At 63.8% G+C, this 17,902-nt stretch carries 14 protein-coding genes; 8 read left to right on the top strand and 6 right to left on the bottom strand.

Going from position 1 to position 17,902, the window contains the following annotated elements; translation table 11 throughout:
• Positions 1-10 precede the first annotated feature (10 nt).
• The 3 genes from SPR01S_RS12145 to SPR01S_RS12155 all read right to left on the bottom strand — a co-directional run bounded on the left by SPR01S_RS12145 (position 11) and on the right by SPR01S_RS12155 (position 4,759).
• The gene (locus tag SPR01S_RS12145) at positions 11-1,531 is read right to left on the bottom strand and encodes a tryptophan halogenase family protein (protein WP_066589962.1); all 1,521 of its coding nucleotides are present in this window, start codon (positions 1,529-1,531) and stop codon (positions 11-13) included.
• 103 nt (positions 1,532-1,634) lie between these two features.
• Positions 1,635-2,975, bottom strand: coding sequence for an HlyD family type I secretion periplasmic adaptor subunit (locus tag SPR01S_RS12150; RefSeq protein ID WP_066589964.1), 1,341 nt, complete (start codon positions 2,973-2,975; stop codon positions 1,635-1,637).
• The gene (locus SPR01S_RS12155; protein ID WP_066589966.1) at positions 2,972-4,759 is read right to left on the bottom strand and encodes a type I secretion system permease/ATPase; all 1,788 of its coding nucleotides are present in this window, start codon (positions 4,757-4,759) and stop codon (positions 2,972-2,974) included. Before SPR01S_RS12155 ends, SPR01S_RS12150 begins: the two co-directional genes overlap by 4 nt.
• Positions 4,760-5,122: 363 nt before the next feature.
• Between SPR01S_RS12155 and uvrA the strand changes: the two genes are divergently transcribed.
• Positions 5,123-8,152: an excinuclease ABC subunit UvrA gene (gene uvrA / locus SPR01S_RS12160; protein ID WP_066589967.1), complete on the top strand. Its 3,030-nt coding sequence runs from the start codon at positions 5,123-5,125 to the stop codon at positions 8,150-8,152.
• 543 nt (positions 8,153-8,695) lie between these two features.
• Here uvrA and SPR01S_RS12165 read toward each other — a convergent pair.
• A complete protein-coding gene (locus SPR01S_RS12165) occupies positions 8,696-9,412 on the bottom strand; it encodes a hypothetical protein (RefSeq protein ID WP_066589968.1) in 717 nt (238 codons plus the stop codon).
• Positions 9,413-9,484: 72 nt separating this feature from the next.
• On the opposite strand from SPR01S_RS12165, the gene SPR01S_RS21600 reads away from it, so the two are divergent.
• Together SPR01S_RS21600 and SPR01S_RS12175 are read left to right on the top strand one after the other, a co-directional pair.
• Positions 9,485-10,306 carry a DUF7946 domain-containing protein gene (locus SPR01S_RS21600; RefSeq protein ID WP_157082216.1) on the top strand — a complete coding sequence of 274 codons (822 nt, stop codon included), beginning with the start codon at positions 9,485-9,487 and terminating at the stop codon, positions 10,304-10,306.
• A gap of 285 nt (positions 10,307-10,591) precedes the next feature.
• On the top strand, positions 10,592-11,641 hold the full coding sequence (locus SPR01S_RS12175) for a PIN domain-containing protein (protein WP_066589970.1): 1,050 nt from the start codon (positions 10,592-10,594) through the stop codon (positions 11,639-11,641).
• 71 nt (positions 11,642-11,712) lie between these two features.
• On the opposite strand, the gene SPR01S_RS12180 is transcribed toward SPR01S_RS12175, so the two are convergent.
• A complete protein-coding gene (locus SPR01S_RS12180; RefSeq protein WP_066589972.1) occupies positions 11,713-12,126 on the bottom strand; it encodes a GFA family protein in 414 nt (137 codons plus the stop codon).
• Positions 12,127-12,529: 403 nt separating this feature from the next.
• Here SPR01S_RS12180 and SPR01S_RS21605 point away from each other — a divergent pair, with 403 nt between their 5' ends.
• The gene (locus SPR01S_RS21605) at positions 12,530-12,829 is read left to right on the top strand and encodes a hypothetical protein (RefSeq protein WP_157082218.1); all 300 of its coding nucleotides are present in this window, start codon (positions 12,530-12,532) and stop codon (positions 12,827-12,829) included.
• A gap of 317 nt (positions 12,830-13,146) precedes the next feature.
• Complete coding sequence (locus SPR01S_RS12195; RefSeq protein ID WP_066589975.1) at positions 13,147-13,344, top strand: YqaE/Pmp3 family membrane protein; 198 nt, start codon at positions 13,147-13,149, stop codon at positions 13,342-13,344.
• Between the two features lie 86 nt (positions 13,345-13,430).
• Here SPR01S_RS12195 and SPR01S_RS12200 read toward each other — a convergent pair whose 3' ends face one another.
• Positions 13,431-13,757, bottom strand: coding sequence for a hypothetical protein (locus tag SPR01S_RS12200; protein WP_066589976.1), 327 nt, complete (start codon positions 13,755-13,757; stop codon positions 13,431-13,433).
• Positions 13,758-14,026: 269 nt separating this feature from the next.
• Between SPR01S_RS12200 and SPR01S_RS12205 the strand changes: the two genes are divergently transcribed.
• The 3 genes from SPR01S_RS12205 to SPR01S_RS12215 all read left to right on the top strand — a co-directional run bounded on the left by SPR01S_RS12205 (position 14,027) and on the right by SPR01S_RS12215 (position 17,849).
• Positions 14,027-14,677 (top strand): DsbA family oxidoreductase, encoded by a 651-nt coding sequence (locus tag SPR01S_RS12205; RefSeq protein ID WP_066589980.1) that lies wholly within the window; start codon positions 14,027-14,029, stop codon positions 14,675-14,677.
• Between the two features lie 85 nt (positions 14,678-14,762).
• Complete coding sequence (locus tag SPR01S_RS12210; RefSeq protein ID WP_066589982.1) at positions 14,763-16,787, top strand: M13 family metallopeptidase; 2,025 nt, start codon at positions 14,763-14,765, stop codon at positions 16,785-16,787.
• A 105-nt stretch (positions 16,788-16,892) separates the two neighbouring features.
• Positions 16,893-17,849 (top strand): helix-turn-helix domain-containing protein, encoded by a 957-nt coding sequence (locus SPR01S_RS12215; RefSeq protein ID WP_066589984.1) that lies wholly within the window; start codon positions 16,893-16,895, stop codon positions 17,847-17,849.
• Positions 17,850-17,902: the final 53 nt, after the last annotated feature.

Genomic DNA, 17,902 nt, shown 5'->3' on the forward strand with positions numbered 1-17,902 from the left:
TTTTTTTCGTTCAAGCGGCGAGCGGCGGCGCCTTGCAATAGCGATCGATGAACGCGGCGTGGTCGGGCATCCGTCCCGCGGCGTCGGCGATCACTTCCTCGATATCGGCCAGGAACGATGCCCGCATTTCGGCCGGCAAGATCGCCGCATTGGGGTCCTGTCCCATCGCAAACCCCTGGCCCAGCAGCACCTGGACCCAGCTTTCGACGCGGAATAGCTCCGCCGCCGCTCGCTTGTAAAAGCGGCCTGACGAGGCGAACAGGTCGAGCCGCTCGGTCAGGCTGTCGGGTACCGCCATGTTCTTCAGATACGCCCAATAGGGCGTGTCCTCGCGGTCGGTGACCTTGTAGTGCGCGACGATGAAGTCGCGCACATCGGTGAATTCGAAATCGTGCTGGCGGTTATATTCGGCGATATCGGCGGCAGCGAACCCCTGATGCGGGAACAGCCCCAGCAGCTTGATGATCCCGGTCTGAATAAGGTGGATGCTGGTCGATTCCAGCGGCTCGAGGAAGCCGGCCGACAGGCCGATCGCGACGACATTCTTGTCCCAAGCTTTGTGCCTTTTGCCCGGACGAAACCGGACCGGCCGCGGATCGGCCAGCACTTTGCCGTCGAGATTGGCGAGCAGCACCGACGCCGCCTCGTCATCGGAAATGTGATCGCTCGAATAGACATGGCCGTTGCCGGTGCGGTGCTGGAGCGGAATGCGCCATTGCCAGCCGTGCCGGCGCGCGGTGACGCGGGTATATGGCGTGAGCGGTTCGACCCGCTCGCACGGCACCGCCAGCGCGCGGTCGTTGAGCAGCCAGTGGTTCCAGTCCTCATACCCGATTCCCAGCGCCTGGCCGATCAGCAGGCCGCGCATGCCGGAGCAATCGACGAACAGGTCGCCGCCGACCGTCCGCCCATCCTCCATCACTAAGTGATCGACATGGCCAGTCTCGCCGTCGAGTTTGACGTCGACGATCTTGCCCTCGATCCGCTCGACCCCCGCCGCTTCCGACCGCGCGCGCAGGAAACGCGCCAGCAACGACGCATCGAACTGATAGGCGAAGTCGAGCCCGGCCATCGGCGAGGCGGGATTGCGCTGGTCCGGAAAGGCGAACTTGTTGGCCATCCCGGCGGCGCAATTGAGCGCATAATCGTCGAAATGCCGGGCCCGACCCGCGGCGCGCTCGCCCAGCCACAATTGATGGGTGTGCAGCCACATGAAGTCCTGGCCGATCCGCCCGAAGCCGTGGAAATAACGGTCGTCGCCGTTGCGCCAGCCAACGAAATCGATCCCCAGCTTGAATGTCGCCTGGGTTGCGCGGATCATCTCGACCTGATCGATCTCGGCGATGGTCATATAATCACGGATCGCCGGGATCGTCGCCTCGCCCACGCCGATCGTGCCGATCTCCTCGGACTCGATCAGCCGGATCTCGTAGCTCTTGAAAAGGTGCGAGAGCAGCCCGGCGGTCATCCACCCGGCGGTGCCGCCGCCGACGATGGTGATGGTCTTGAGCGGCGCGTTGGGCGCGGTCATTGCGGTGATCCTCCGGGCGGCGCTCGGTAACGGCACCTTGGCGCCAGCCTTAGCCCAGCCGCCCCGCCCCGGTAAACGGTTACATCAGCGGCCGACCTGCTCCCTAGCCTTCGCTGCGCATCGAATAGCGCAATTGGTCGAGCAGCGGCTTGATCAGGAACGACAGGATCGATCGGTTCCCCGTCTCGACGAACGTTTCCGCCGGCATCCCCGCCTTGAGCGCGATCTGCGGCGCGCGGGCCAGCGCGTCGGCATCGAGCCGCACCTTGATCCGGTAATAGCTCTGTCCGGTGCGCTGGTCGGCGGTCAGATCGGGCGAGACGAAGATCAGCTTGCCGGGGATGTCGGGCGTGGTCTGGCGGTTGAAGCCCGAAAAGGTGATCCGCGCCGCCTGGCCGACGCGGACCTGGTCGACATCCTGTGGGCGGATCCGCGCCTCGACGATCATGTTGTCGCGGTCGGGCACGATCTGGAGCAAAGGCTGGGTGGCGGGCACCGCGCTGCCGATCGTGGTGAAAGCGATCTTGTCGACCACGCCCGATTGCGGCGCGCGGATCTCGCTGCGGTCGACCGTGTCGCTGGTGGTGGCGACGCGGACCTGCTGGTCGTTGAGCTGACCGACCACCTCGGCAAGCTGGGTGCCGGCATCGCTGCGGATCTGCTTGTCGACGTTGAGGATCTGTTCGTTCGCCTCGGAAATATGCGCGCGCGCCTCGGCGATGTTCGATTCGAGCGCGGCCTTGCTGCCCTTCATCTGGACCGCGGTGCGTTCCATCTCGTTGAGGCGGTTGATCGTCACCAGCTGGCGGTCGTGGAGCTTGCGCAGCCCCGCCAGTTCGGGCTCGATCAGCGTCATCTGGCTTTCGATCGCGGCGATCTGCGCCTGATAGCTGGCGATCTGTTCGTCATATTGGCGCACGCGTTGATTGAGCAGCGCGATCGATCCGTCGCGCTCGCGCCGGCGGAGCGCGAACAATTGCCGCTCGCGCGCCATCGCTTCCCTGGCGCGCGCGTCGGTCTTGGTGGTGAGCTCGGGCGGGAACAGGATCGACGAGGCGCCGTCGCGTTCCGCTTCCAGCCGCGCGCGCCGCGCCAGCAATTGCTCGAGGCCGAGCGCCGCGGACTCGGCGCCGACCGACGACACGCCTTGGTCGAGCCGCATCAGCAACTGCCCCTTGGTGACATGATCGCCATCGCGAACCATCAATGCCTTGAGGATACCGCCGGTCGGATGGATCAAGATCTTCACGTTCGATTCGACCGCTACCTCGCCCGATCCGACCACCGCTCCGCCGACCTGGAGGATCGCCGACAGGCCGAAAAAGCCGAGTACCAGGCCAGCGATCAGCAGATAGGCGCGCCGCGTCCGAACACGCAGCCGTTCGGCGCCGGGATCGGGCTCGGCATCGGGCCAGAAAGCGTGGAGCGGCACCTGCGCGGTCATTGCCCCGCCTTCTTGCTGACGACCAATCCGCCGGGTCCCTTGCCGCTATTGCCGCCGCGCGTGACCGGATCGGACCGTGGCGGTTGCTGCGGCGGCGTCGCGAGCTTGGCCAGTATTTCATCGCGCGGCCCGAACGCCTGCGCGGTGCCGCCGCGCATCACCAGCAACAGGTCGACCACGCTCAATATCTCCCGGCGATGGGCGACCAGCAGGACGATGCCGCCGCGCGCCTTAACGCCCGCGACCGCACGCGCCAACGCGACCTCCCCGTCCGGGTCGAGGTTCGAATTGGGCTCGTCGAGCACGACCAGGAACGGGTCGCGATAGAGCGCCCTGGCGAGCGCGATGCGCTGGCGCTGGCCGGCCGACAATTGCAGGCCGTCCTCGCCGACCTGAAGGTCGTATCCGCCCGGCAATTGCACGATCAACTCGTGCACGCCCGCCGCCTTGGCCGCGGCGATCACCGCGTCGGACGGCGCCCCGACCTCGAACCTTGCGATATTCTCGGCGATCGTTCCGGCGAACAATTCGACCGATTGCGGGACATAGCCGATCGAGCGGCCCAACGTCTCGCTATCCCATTGCTGGATCGCCGCGGCGTCGAGCCGGACCGAACCCTTGGCCGCTTTCCACACGCCGAGCACGCCGCGCACCAGCGACGACTTGCCCGATGCGCTCGGCCCGATGATCCCGACGACCTGCCCCGCTTGCGCCTGGAAACTGACCGCGGCGACATTGGTGACCTGGCTGCCGGGCGGGGTCAGCGACAGATTGTCGACCGTCAGCGACTTGGTGGGCGGCGGCAATTCGGTACGCTCGCCGACCGGCGGCGGGACTTGCCCGAACAAGGTGTCGAGCCGCGCCCAGGCCTGACGCGCGCCGACGAAATGCTTCCAATTGGCGATCGCCGCGTCGACCGGCGCCAGCGCGCGGCCCGACAGGATCGAGCTGGCGAAGATGATTCCCGCGGTCGCCTTGCCGTCGATCACCAGCATCGCGCCGACCGTCAGCACGACCGACTGCAGCACCATCCGCGCGACTTTGCTGATCCCTGACAGTGTTGCGGTGGCATCGGTCAGCGTCGCCTGCTGATTGAGATAATCATGGTGGATCCGCCGCCATTGCAACATCAGCCGGTCGCGCATGCCGAGCGCGGTGATGATCTCGGCATGGCGCCACTGGCGATCGGCGAGCAGGCGCCGCTTTGCCGCCGCGCGTGCAACATTCGCGACGTGGCGGCCGCTGACGCGTTCGGCTACCAGAGTCAGCGCGGCCAGGCCCAGCATGCCGACCAGGGTCACGACACCGAGCCAGTAATGGACCGCGGTCAGGATGATCAGGAACAGCAGGATCCAGGGCAGGTCGATCAGTGCCGGCGGCCCCGCGCTGGCGATGAACGCGCGCAATTGGTCGAGGTCGCGCACCGGGCTGACCTGTTCCTTGGCCTCTGGCCGTTCGAGCGCGATGCGTGCCTCGATCGCCTGGACGCGCCCCGACAGCGAGCGGTCGAGCGATGTTGCGACGTCGGCCAGCATCTTCGAGCGCATCACGTCGAACACGCCGTAAAAGGCATAAGCGATCAGGATCATCGCGAAGATGCTGAACAAGGTCGGCAGGCTCTGCGCCGGCAACACGCGGTCATAGACCAGCATCAGATAGAGCGAGCCGGTAATCGTCAGCAGGTTGATGAACGCGCTGAGCGCGACGATCGCACCAAAGCCACCGCGCAGCTTGGCCAGCGCGGCGCGAATTTCGGATTCCCTACTGCCCCCCGGCCGCAACATCGCACGCTTTCTACTATCTGCCCCGACGCAATAGACGCAGAAGTGAACGAATCCAATGCGATCGTACCGCGTGCGATCCGGGTTTTTTTGGGAAACGCCCTCCCCCCCTCGTGGGCGGGGAAGTGGCCCGCTCGGCGTAGCCGAGTGGGAAGGGTGAGGGCGACTCTTTGAACTCGCAGACTCCCCCTCATCCTTCCGCGCCTTCGGCGCTCCCTCCTTCTCCCACGAGAGGAGAAGGAATTCAGACCCGCCAACCAATCTGCATCAATCCGATCGCAACTTGCCCCCGCGCGCCGCACTTCCCATCTCTCCCCCGTCGCGAGGCGCTTGCCCGACACGAACAAATCTGGAACAAATGCCTACATGCTGACTCACATTCAGGTGCGCGGCGCGCGCGAGCACAATCTCAAGGGCGTCGATATCGACATCCCGCGCGACACGCTGACGGTGATCACCGGGCTGTCGGGATCGGGCAAGTCGAGCCTCGCCTTCGACACCATCTATGCCGAGGGGCAGCGGCGCTATGTCGAGTCCCTCTCGGCCTATGCGCGCCAGTTCCTCGAGCTGATGCAGAAGCCCGATGTCGATCATATCGAGGGCCTGTCCCCGGCGATCTCGATCGAGCAGAAGACGACCAGCCGCAATCCGCGCTCGACCGTCGCGACCGTCACCGAGATCTACGATTACATGCGCCTGCTCTGGGCGCGCGTCGGCGTGCCCTATTCGCCTGCCACCGGCCTGCCGATCGCGGCGCAGACGGTCAGCCAGATGGTCGACCGCGTGATGGCGCTGCCCGAAGGCACGCGGCTGTATTTGCTCGCGCCGGTCGTGCGCGGGCGCAAGGGCGAGTATCGCAAGGAACTCGCCGAGTGGCAGAAGGCCGGCTTCACCCGCGTGCGGATCGACGGCGAGCTGTACGAGATCGACGAGGCGCCGGCGCTCGACAAGAAATACAAGCACGACATCGAAGTGGTGGTCGACCGTATGGTGGTCGGGCCCGACATGGCGACGCGGCTGGCCGATAGTTTCGAGACCGCGCTCAAGCTGGCCGAGGGGCTGGCGTATGTGGATCTGGTGGATGGCGTGGTGCCGCCCCTTTCTCCCCTCCCGCCTGCGGGAGGGGTCGGGGGAGGGCGTGTCCAGGAAGTGCGTCAGGAGTTTTCGGTGGAAGGCGACATGCCCTCCCCTAACCCCTCCCGCGAGCGGGAGGGGAATATGAAGGGCGCCGGCGTTCCCGACAACCGCATCGTGTTCAGCGAGAAGTTCGCCTGCCCGGTCTCCGGCTTCACCATCGCCGAGATCGAACCGCGGCTGTTCTCGTTCAACGCCCCGCAGGGCGCGTGCCCGGCGTGCGACGGACTTGGCGAGAAATTGATCTTCGACGAGGACCTCGTCGTCCCCAATCACGACCTCAGCCTGAAAAAGGGCGCGGTCGTGCCCTGGGCCAAGTCCAATCCGCCCAGCCCCTATTACATGCAGGTGCTGGGCAGCCTGGCGCGCGAATTCGGGTTCAGCCTGGAGACGCCGTGGAAGGACCTGCCCGGCGAGGTCCGGCTGATCATCCTCCACGGCACCGGCGGCAAGCCGGTGACGCTGACCTTCGTCGACGGCAAGAAATCGTACGACGTGAGGAAGCCGTTCGAGGGCGTGATCGGCAACCTCAACCGCCGCATGCTCCAGACCGAGAGCGCGTGGATGCGCGAGGAGCTGAGCAAATATCAGTCGTCGCAGCCGTGCGAGACGTGCCACGGCGCACGGCTCAAGCCCGAGGCGCTGGCGGTCAAGATCGCGATGCAGGACATCAGCCATGCGACGCATCTGTCGGTGGTCGACGCGCTCGCCTGGTTCCAGGACCTGCCCAACCATCTCAACGGGCAGCAGAAGGAAATCGCCGAGCGCATCCTGAAGGAAATCGTCGAGCGGCTCGGCTTCCTCAACAATGTCGGGCTCGATTACCTCAACCTCGACCGCACCAGCGGCACCCTGTCGGGCGGCGAGAGCCAGCGCATCCGCCTCGCCAGCCAGATCGGCAGCGGGCTGTCGGGCGTGCTCTACGTGCTCGACGAGCCGTCGATCGGGCTGCACCAGCGCGACAACGACATGCTGCTCGCGACGCTTCGGCGCCTGCGCGACCTCGGCAACACGGTGCTGGTGGTCGAGCATGACGAGGATGCGATCCGATCGGCCGATTATATCGTCGACATGGGGCCGGGCGCGGGCATGCATGGCGGCGAGATCGTCGCCAAGGGCACGCTTCCCGAAGTCCTCGCGCACAAGGATTCGATCACCGCCGATTATCTCAACGGCACGCGCGAAGTGCCGGTGCCGCTGATCCGCCGCTCGGGCACCGGCAAGCAGCTGACCGTGCACAACGCCACCGCCAACAATCTGCGCGGGGTGACCGCGTCGATCCCGATCGGCACTTTCACCTGCATCACCGGCGTGTCGGGATCGGGCAAGTCGAGCTTCACGATCGACACGCTCTATGCCGCCGCCGCGCGTCAGCTCAACGGCGCGCGCATCCTGTCGGGCAAGCACGACAAGATCACCGGGCTGCAATATCTCGACAAGGTCATCGACATCGACCAGTCGCCGATCGGCCGCACGCCGCGATCGAACCCGGCGACCTATACCGGCGCCTTCACCCAGATCCGCGACTGGTTCGCCGGCCTGCCCGAGAGCCAGGCGCGCGGCTACAAGCCCGGGCGGTTCAGCTTCAACGTCAAGGGCGGCCGGTGCGAGGCGTGCCAGGGCGACGGCGTGCTCAAGATCGAGATGCACTTCCTGCCCGACGTCTATGTGACGTGCGACGTGTGCCACGGCGCGCGCTACAATCGCGAGACGCTCGAAGTGAAGTTCAAGGGGCTCTCGATCGCCGACGTGCTCGACATGACGGTCGAGGATGCGGCCGAGTTCTTCAAGGCGGTGCCGCCGATCCGCGACAAGATGGAAATGCTGGTCGAGGTCGGGCTCGGTTATATCAAGGTCGGGCAGCAGGCGACGACCCTGTCGGGCGGCGAGGCGCAGCGCGTGAAGCTGTCGAAGGAACTGTCCCGCCGCGCGACCGGCAACACGCTCTACATCCTGGATGAGCCGACCACCGGCCTGCATTTCGAGGACGTGCGCAAGCTGCTCGAGGTGCTGCATGCCCTGGTCGAGCAGGGCAATACGGTGGTGGTGATCGAGCACAATCTCGACGTCATCAAGACCGCGGACTGGATCATCGACCTGGGACCCGAAGGCGGCGTGAAGGGCGGGGAGATCGTCGCCGAGGGCACGCCGGAAGATGTCGCGAAGGTCGAGCGGAGCTTTACCGGCAAGTACCTTGCGCCGTTGCTGCGGGGGCGGGACGGGAAGGTTGCCGGGAAGCGGGAGGCCGTGGCGGCGGAGTAAGCCCCGCTCCGGCCGCTCGCGCGGGTCAGCGGGGCTGATGCATTTCCGTCGAATACCTGATTGCCGACCCGCATGGGCATGGGCGTGCGTGATGGGTTTGCTATGCGGGGGGTGGTTTCCATTCTCGCGCCGATGTAAGCGGCTGATATTCGTAGCGGTTTTTCTGTCGAAAGGCGGTATCCGCTCGTTTTGCGCGAAACCCATCAAGGCGATCTATTTGCGCGAAAAGCACTGACTTTTCAGTGTTATAATCTTTGTTTGGCAGCGTTTCGTGGTGCGCAAAAGGTGCCACCTTTGCGCGCGACGCCCTGGTGCGATCGCTGGGGACCTCAGCGCGCCGCGGCCTCAGCGCCGTCGCCCACCGTGCATGAGAGTCGCGAGGCGCGTCGCTCCACCCGGCGATACCTTTCCTTGACGTCCACCTACCCTCTCCTGCGCAAGGGAGCATTGTGGTTGGTGTGGCAAGCAGAGCGCGACGGGCGATCCTGAGCGTTAGAGGGGGTTATTGCACGTGGCACCGTAACTCGACACGGTAACTCCGATTTATCTGCGATCCAGATGCGGAGAAGCGACGGCTTGGGGAAGATGTGTCGGTGTTAAGCCGCGCCCGTCCTTCATAGGGACAGGGAGCAATCGTGTTGGTTGGACAGCATTCGATTTGTCTTCCACACTTCTTGAAATCACTGCTGAACCCTGTGCCTTCGCGCGCTCAACGGAGCGCGCGTCTCTCACCAAAAGCACTAAGATCACCACAACCAAGATAGAAGCTACGATCGTCAACGCCCACTTTGTGGCGTTGAAGACGGGCTCGCCTTTCTTGACAGTTTTCCACTCATCTTTGAGCAGCGTGTTCGAACAGCCGATGAATTCTACCTTCAAACGCTCCATTTCTGCGGCGTCGATGTCATCCCCGCCGGCGATCAATTTCGATATGGCAACCATACATGATTTGATTTTTTTTGAGCCCTGCTCCGATGGGTTCAAGCGGAAAGCGATCAGGTAATATGCCTCGTTGAGCTTGCTATAGTAAGGCTGCAGCTTTTCGAAGCGTTCCTGCGCGTCCTTGAACGTCACGGTCCGTGCATCAACAACCGCGCTCACGTTCGATAGGTAAGATGACAGTTCTGATCGAAGCGCGTCAATCCATGCCTGCCTAAATTCGGATACCTTTGACTCTTTGCTAACAATCAGCCCCACCAAAGAAATAAGCGCCCCGATAATTGCGGCACCGATTGCTCCGATTGCAATGTCGGGGATCATGGTGGCTTTCCCTCTTGCGGACGCAGGATTTTCTTGACCTAGTGTAAACTCGGGTGGGTGGGGATATGCTTAATGGAGGTTGCATCCTTTCAATTGCGACTAACAGGCGATTTGGCTGACCACCACGAGTTCGAAGGTTATGACGGGTACATGGCCCTTGCTGGTGCCGCATGGACGTTATCGCTAGCCACAAATTATGTCGAAACCGGTGGAATTAGACACCGCGGCAATTTTCCCGGCCGACGCTCGGTACGGGCAATGCCTTTGGCGCGTGGTAGCGTCGTGGCAGATTTTGCCGTCATTCTTCATAGCCAACCCGCTGCCGTATTCGGCCTTAGCGCGCTTGGCGGCGGAGCAAGCGCACTCCTTTACGGCGTAGTTAATCGTGTTCTGACTCGAAATTTAGGAATTTCTCGAGATCCGTTGAATGCAGACACCGCTGCGCTTCTGCAGAGCAAGGACGGGGACATAGAGGCCTTAGTCGCTATCTCAGAGCCTTCGGTGCGACAGGCGCATGATGTTATCGGCAATGGCGCCAATGAGATCGAATGGATTGGTGGCCATAGTGCTATGGCCAGCCTGAACCAAGACACTAAAGCTTACATAAAAGCGAGCATTCCCGATCTCGAGATCATTGAGAGAGACGTTAGTGTTAGTGGATTTTACGGAAACTCCGGGCATGAGAGTGTATTTGACTTTAATCTTGGTCGAAATGTTCCCATATCGATGCCACGCGATATTCTTAGGCAGTATGGAACATTCTTTTCTTGGGGATTGCATCAGTACTTAAATCACACCGGATTAAAGGTGCGTATAAGATTTACGAGAATACTTGCGATGGATGGCAGGCCAAAGAGATACGTCATAGTATCAGCGAGGGAGGCTAAGGGGTAATCAACAAAACTCTGATCCACGGTGCTAGTTTGCGAAATGCAACAAACTCGCCCCCACCTAGGCGGCGTGAACGGCACCGACATCCCCGCAAGCGTTCGACTCCCCGTTCGTCACGCGAGAGAGCGATGGATTTAGGGTTGTTGCGCGTGGTACCGTAAGTCCATCTCGCAGCGGAATGCTGGGGACATCCCTAGTGTATTCTGGTCCCTCTATTGCGAGATTCGCGCTTGGTGTCAGGCCCAGCTATTCAACTCCCTACCGACCGCGTATTTAGAAAGCACGCCTGTGGCAGAGAACTGGCTGATTTTTGTCGATACGAACATCATGCTCGATTTCTATCGAAAGCCAGGCGAAAACGCCGGGCGGCAGATTGCGAGCCTGAGGAAACACCTCAATTCCATCATTGTCACTGAGCAAGTGAAGATGGAATTTCTGAACAATCGGCAGAAAGCCATTTCCGAAATGTTGGAGCAGATGGCCGCGCCTAGAACTGCGCCATTGCCCATGATTCTATCTGGTTCGCGCTCCGGAAAGGCGTTGACCAAAGCGATGAACGACGCGGTAAAGCGTCATAAAGAGGCAAAGAAGCGGGCCGAACTAATATTGGCCGAACCGAGCCGATACGACCCTGTCTACCAAGGCCTGAGCCGCATTTTTTCCCATCCGGGGCCGCTGAACCTGAAGCGGCCCAACGAGGAACGCTTTCAAGTTCGCGAAATGGCAGAAAAGCGCTTTAAGCTTGGCTACCCCCCAAGGAAGGCCAAGGATACATCTTTCGGAGACGCTCTCAATTGGGAGTGGCTAATCAAGTGTACACAAGCAAGCGAGAATGCAAACGTCCTCATCGTGTCACGCGACAGTGATTACGGATTACCGCAAGGTGAAGGTTCCATTCTAAATGATTGGCTCAAAGCCGAGTTCGAAGCTCGCGTGAAACCAACTCGGAAAATTGAACTTACTCCCAAGCTTACGGTTGCTCTGAAAAAACTAGCTGAAGTTGTCACACCCGAGGACGAAGCGGTTGAAACCGCGGTACTAGAAGCATCGCGCCCAGCCCCCGGCATGTCCTACCTGCCGCTAGAGCCCCGCCAAACCACTTACTTAACGGTCCCCGCTAAATCGGGACCGACGGCAAAGAAACTATTCGCCACGTTGCCCGGCGAATTGGATGTCCTGGACTACCCGGAAAAAAATGGCGACGTTGCCTTCGCCCTCACCTATCCGGTGTCATATGAGACTGGGTTGAATTACGGCAAGCGGCTTTCTCAGTTTGCAATAATGCTTGGAGGCGAACGAGGGCTGCCCCCTAAGTTTCAAGAGACTTCCGTGAACTGATATTATCTCCCTGGATTAACGTGCCACGTGCATTACCCTAGCAGCCAATCTCGGTCCGCCCCAAGCAAGCGTCAACTCGGCATCCCCTCAAACTGCGGCAAATCCAGCGGCGCCACCCACTCCAGCCGCCGCTTGACGAACATCTCCAGCTTCGGCGCGATCTCGCGCGGATCGTCCAGGCTCCCCAGCGTCGCGAAGACCGCGCCGGGGAAGCTTTCCAGATTGCTCGTAAATACGCGCGCGCCGCACTCGGGGCAGAAGTTGCGGTCGAGGCGCTTGCCGGATTCGGCGATATAGCGGAACGGCACGGGCGATCCGCTAGTCAGCGTGAAATCGTCCTCCGGCACGCCGAAAAAGGTTGCCGCCTCTCCGCCCGACGCCTTCTTGCAATCGAGGCAATGGCAGACCGCGACGAAGTCGGGATCGGCGTCGAACTCGAACTTGACGCTGCCGCACGCGCATTGCGCGGTGTATTTCTTCGCCATCGTTCCGGTCTCCTGCGTCGTCTGACATCCCTCGTTTGGGCCGCGGCGCTCCGCTGGCTGGCGCGCGAGCGAGGGCGACAGTCTATCAGCGGGAGCGGACTCCGCAACGCAGCTACAGGGAGGCGTGCAACACCCCTCGCTTGAACTCCTCGACTCCTCTGGCCGCGATGCCGGGCCGCCGCACCAGCCGACGCTCCTCCCGCTTCGCGCTCCCCAGCCGAACCGTCGCGCGCCGCCAAACGGCTTGCCGCGTTGCAACACCGCGTCGCCCATCGCCCGCCCCTTCGCGACGATCAACGCCCGTCGCGCCTCGGCCCCTAACCTGTCGGCTCGCGTTGTTGATGCGCCGTCGCAGGCCGGTGCGTGCGGCCCTGCGGCGGCCCCCTGACCATGAGGTGTAACCATGAAACCGACCACAGGACTGGCCTTGTTCGCCAGCGCGATCGCCATCGCGGCCGCGTCACCGGCGGCCGCATCACCGGGTAGAGATACGCCGGACAGATCCCCGCGCGTGCTCGACCATGTGCCGGGCCTTGCCGGGCTGCGCGGCCCCGATTTCTCGCATGGCTGGGATGGCGACAAGGACACCGGCAACGGGAAAGGCAATAACGGCAACGGCAAGGGCAATGACGGCGACCACGACCCGAACGGCCATGGCTGGGGCTGGTGGAAGCACCATCACCCGCATCCGGTCAGCCCCTGAAAGCGCGGCCCGCGAGGTAGGGAGCGGCTAGCTGTCGCTCCCCGAAGCGCGGCACGTGGGCCGGCGGCTCGCGGCGATGCGGCCGTTCACCGACGACGCGGCACTGGCCGATTATCGCGGCTCGCCGCGGCAGGAGGCTGATGACCCCTTGGCGGCCATCCGGCCGATTCTCTCCTGGTCGCGCCTTAAGCCCGGCCAAGTGCTCTGCTGCGCCATGCGCGCCGATACCCCCTTCGCGTCGCGCCGGAATCGGCTAAGGATTACCGTGACCTGCCGGCAGCGATCGTGATGTCGGGCGTCCAAAGGGGAGACATCGCTTGCGCCTGATCATTGCATTAGTGTTTCCGTGGTTGCTGTTCTTCACGATCGGGCGGCCGATCGCCGGGATCATCTGTCTCGCGCTGCAGATCACGATCGTCGGCTGGCTGCCGGCCGCGATCTGGGCCGTCTATTCGCTCAGCCAGTACAAGACCGACCAGAAGATCGACGCCTTCCGGCGCGAACGGTTCCGCTGATCGCAGGGTAGGTCGCGCCGCGGCGGCGCAGCCGATCCGCCGAACCCGACGCGGGAGCCGGTCTCCCGCGTCGTCGGTCGGTGCCGTTATCGCCAGCGGCGGTCCTGGCGGTCGTGGCGCTGGACGCGGACCGAGTTGCTCAGCGCGTTGTAGCGGCGGTCGAGATCGCGGCGTTCGGTCCAGTTGAGCCCATTACGGCTGTAGCGCCATTCGAGCCGCTGAAGATTGGCGAAACGGGTGCGCAGGTTGGACGCCTCTCGACGCGTCAGCGATCCGTTGCGGACGCCCATGTCGATGCGGCGTTCGATATTCGCCTTGCGCTGGTTCATCGATTGCCAGCCTTGCGCGCCAGCGGTCGTGGGGAGGAAAGCGACCATCGTCGCGGCCGCCACGAGGGCGGTTGCGATTTTCATATGGGACTCCTGTAGTTGCGACGCCAGGATGCGGCGACAACAGGGGTATGCATGAGCGCCGCTGAATGTTCCGTGGCCCGGTCGTTGGGCGACGTTCAGGTGGCCCGGGAGATCGTCACGCGCCAGCCTGCGACAACCGGGCCTCCCGGTGGCCGTTTGCGGCTAGCGGCCTGAGCGGGAGGTCGGTACAAGCCGAGCCATATTCGGCGCCGGCGAACGCCGCTCGCCGTCTCGCGCGCTACCGCTGCCGCGACCGAAAGGGACAGGGGATGCCTCGGCCGATCAAGATCGATTTCGTTTCCGACATTGCCTGCCCATGGTGCGCCGTTGGGCTGAATGGCCTGGAGGAGGCGCTGACCCGCACCGGCGACCTGATCGATGCGCATATCACGTTCCAGCCGTTCGAGCTCAACCCCGACATGCCGCCCGAAGGCGAGGATGCGGTCGAGCATATCAAGCGCAAATACGGCATCAGCGCCGAGCAGGCCGCCGCCAATCGCGAGGCGATCCGCGAGCGCGCCGCCACGGTCGGGTTCGACATGGCGATGCTGGGCGAGCGGCGGCTGCACAATACGTTCGACGCGCACCGCCTGCTCCATTGGGCGGAGCTGGAGGGGCGCCAGCTCGACCTGAAACATGCCCTGCTCGCGGCCAACTTCACCCAGGGGCTGGATGTGTCCGACCACGCCATCCTGGCGTCGATCGCCGAGCAAGTCGGGCTCGAAGGCACGGCTGCGCGCGAAATCCTGTCCTCGGGCCGCTATGCGCAGGAGGTCCGTGACGCCGAGCGCTTGTGGCAGTCGCGCGGCATCAATTCGGTGCCGGCGATCGTCATCGACGACCGCTACCTGATCTCGGGGGGCCAGCCGCCCGAGGCGTTCGAACGCGCGCTGCGCCAGATCGTCGCGGAAGCCGCCTGAAACCGGGCACCAAGATTCCGCTTTTACCCGCCGCCATAGTCTGACAACACACCGCGCGAACGATCATCGAGCGGGGAGTTTCGTCATGGCGATCAAGCGGGTTGCTGGGCTGTTGCTGTTGGGCATGTCGGGGCTGGCCCTGGCGCAGACGTCCGCGCCCAAACCCAAATACGGGCCGTGGGGCGTCGATTACGCCTCTATGGACAAGGGCGTGAAGCCCGGCGACGATTTCTTCCGCTATGCCGAAGGCACCTGGTTGCGAACCGCGCCGATCGCGCCCGACAAGGCGCGCGCCGGCTATAATTACGACATGCCCGACGAAAGCGAGGCCGAAGTCCGCAAGCTGGTCGAGGATGCCGGCGCCGCGCCCGCCGATCCGAAGATGCGCCGCATCACCGATTTCTACGGTGCGTGGATGGACCAGGCGGGAATCGAGGCGCGCGGTACCGCGCCGCTCAAGCCCTGGCTCGGGCGGATCGCCGCGGTCGGGACCACCCACCAGCTCGTCGCCTTGATGGCCGAACCGGGTTTTGCCGCGCCGATCAATATCGGCGTCAGTCCGGATTCGAAGGACCCGACCCATTATACGGTCGATACCGGCCAGGCGCGGCTCGGCCTGCCGACGCGCGATTACTATCTGCTGCCCGACGCCAAGTACGTCGCCTATCGCAAGGCCTATCGCGACTATATCATCCAGATCCAGCAACTCGCCGGCATCCCCGATGCCGCGGCCAAGGCCGATGCGATCATCGCGCTGGAAACCAAGCTGGCGCAGGACCAATGGACGCCGGAGGCGCGGCGCGATCCGGTCAAGACCTACAACCCGATGGACCGCGCGGCGCTGAACAAGCTTGCGCCGCAATTCGACTGGACGCCGGTGCTGGCCAAGATCGGGCTGGGCAAGATGCCGATCGTGGTCGTCGCCGAACCCAGCGCGGTGACCGCGGCGGGCAAGGCGATCGAGACGACACCGCTCGCCACCTGGAAGGACTGGATGACCTTCCGCTTCATCAGCGACCATGCGCAATATCTGCCCAAGGCGTTCGACGATGCGCGGTTCGGCTTTTACGGCCGGACGATGCAGGACGTGCAGAGCCAGCCCGAGCGCTGGAAGCGCGGCGTGCGCCTGCTCAACGATTATCTCGGCGAGGCGGTCGGCGAGCTCTATGCCCAGCATCACTGGACCGCCGACACCGACAGGCAGATGACCGAGCTGATCGGCGACCTGCGCGCGGCCTATAAGGAAAAGATCGACAACGCGGGGTGGATGGACGAGGCGACGCGCAAGGAAGCGCTCGCCAAGCTCGCCTCGTTCGATCCGCGGATCGGCCATCCGGCCAAATATATCGATTATTCGGCGATGACGGTGTCGCGCAGCGACCCGCTCGGCAATGCGATCGCCGCCGACGATTTCCAGTGGAAGCTGCAGCTGTCGCGACTGGGCAAGCCGGTCGATCGCGGGCTGTGGGACATGAACGTCCAGGAAGTGAATGCCTATTACAACCCGCTGATGAACCAGGTGACGTTCCCGGCGGCGATCCTGCAGCCGCCGTTCTTCGATCCCGCCGCCGACCCCGCGGTCAATTACGGCGAAACGGGTGCCACGATCGGCCACGAAATGGGCCATGGCTTCGACGATGAGGGGCGCCAGTTCGACGCGCAGGGCAAATTGCGCGACTGGTGGACCAAGGAATCGGCCGATCGCTACACCGCGCACGCGCAGAAGCTGGTCGCGCAATTCAACGGATACGAGCCGATCCCAGGCGTGCACATCAAGGGCGAGCTGACGCTGGGCGAAAATCTCGGCGACCTGGGCGGGCTCGAAGCCGCCTATGCCGCGTATCGCCGCTATGTCGCGCGCCACGGCGAGCCGGCAGTGATCGACGGCTATAGCGGCGACCAGCGCTTCTTCATCGCCTATGCGCAGAGCTGGCAAGGCAAGGCGCGCGAAGGCGCGCTGCGTGCCCAGCTCCTGTCCAACCCGCACAGCCCGGAGGAATATCGCGTCAACGGCATCGTCCGGAACATGGACGCCTGGTACGCCGCATTCGGGGTCAAGCCAGGCGACAAATTGTACCTGGCGCCCGAGGACCGCGTCCACGTGTGGTAGCGCGCTACGGTCCCGATCCGAGGACGCCGACGCGATCGCCGCCGACGTGCCAGCCGGCCGCGATCGGCGCTACCCGGCGCACGACACTGTTGATATGACAGGGTGATGCGATCGAGCCAGCGTCTCAGGCTCCGGCACTTCACGGCGGATCCGGGCGCCACCAGCCACGGCGCCTGGGTCGAACGACCGTGGCCGAGCATCGGCACGCTCTACCGCACCACCCCGCACGAGCCGTTCGCGGCGAGCGCGGTATCGCTCTTGCTCGGCGAGCTCATCGTGCATCGCGCCGATTTCACCGCGCAACGCTGGGTTCGCGATGCCGACCTGATCGCGGCCAACGATCCCGGCGGGATGACGGTGGCGATGACGCTCGCCGGCAGCGCCGCCGGGGTGATGGGCGACCGTCCGTTCAGGACCGGTCCCGGCAGCGTGCACTTCGTCGATCTGTCGCAACCGTCTCAGCACGATTCGAGCGCGAGCCGGACCATCCTGCTTTCGGTGACGCGCGCGGCGGCGACCGAGTGCGGGATCACCGTGGCCGCGCTTCACGGCGTGGTGGTGCGGTCCGCCGCCGGCGCGGCATTGATCGCCTATCTCGATCGGCTGTTGGACACGGCGCACGCTTATTGCGAGGAGGATATTCCGCTGCTCGCGCGCGCGATCCTCGACCTGCTGGTGCTGACGGTGCGCACCGCGGAACCCGAAAGCGCACCGGCGGTGCGGCGCGCCGCCGCGTCCCACGCCGCGCGCGCCCTGATCGACGCGCATCTCGGATCGGCCAATTTGACGATCAAGCATTTGTGCCGCGACCTCAACCTGTCGCGCACCAGCCTGCATCGCCTGTTCGAGGATGAAGGCGGGGTTCAGGCCTATATCCGCAACCGCCGGTTGGAAGCGGTGCATCAAGCGCTGACCCGGCAGGACGGCGAGGACGCGATCCAGGACCTGGCCGACCGCTATGGGTTCAGCGACGCGTCGCACCTGTCGCGTGTGTTTCGCGCGCGCTATGGAGTTTCGCCCGGTACCTATCGACGGCAGCTGACCGGCCTGGCGACAATTTAGAGCGCGATAACGTGGGTTTGACCCACCGTGACGGAGCGGATTTTGGTGCAGCG

Origin of the sequence: Sphingomonas pruni NBRC 15498, from assembly GCF_001598455.1 — a bacterium.
GTDB classification, from domain to species: domain Bacteria; phylum Pseudomonadota; class Alphaproteobacteria; order Sphingomonadales; family Sphingomonadaceae; genus Sphingomonas; species Sphingomonas pruni.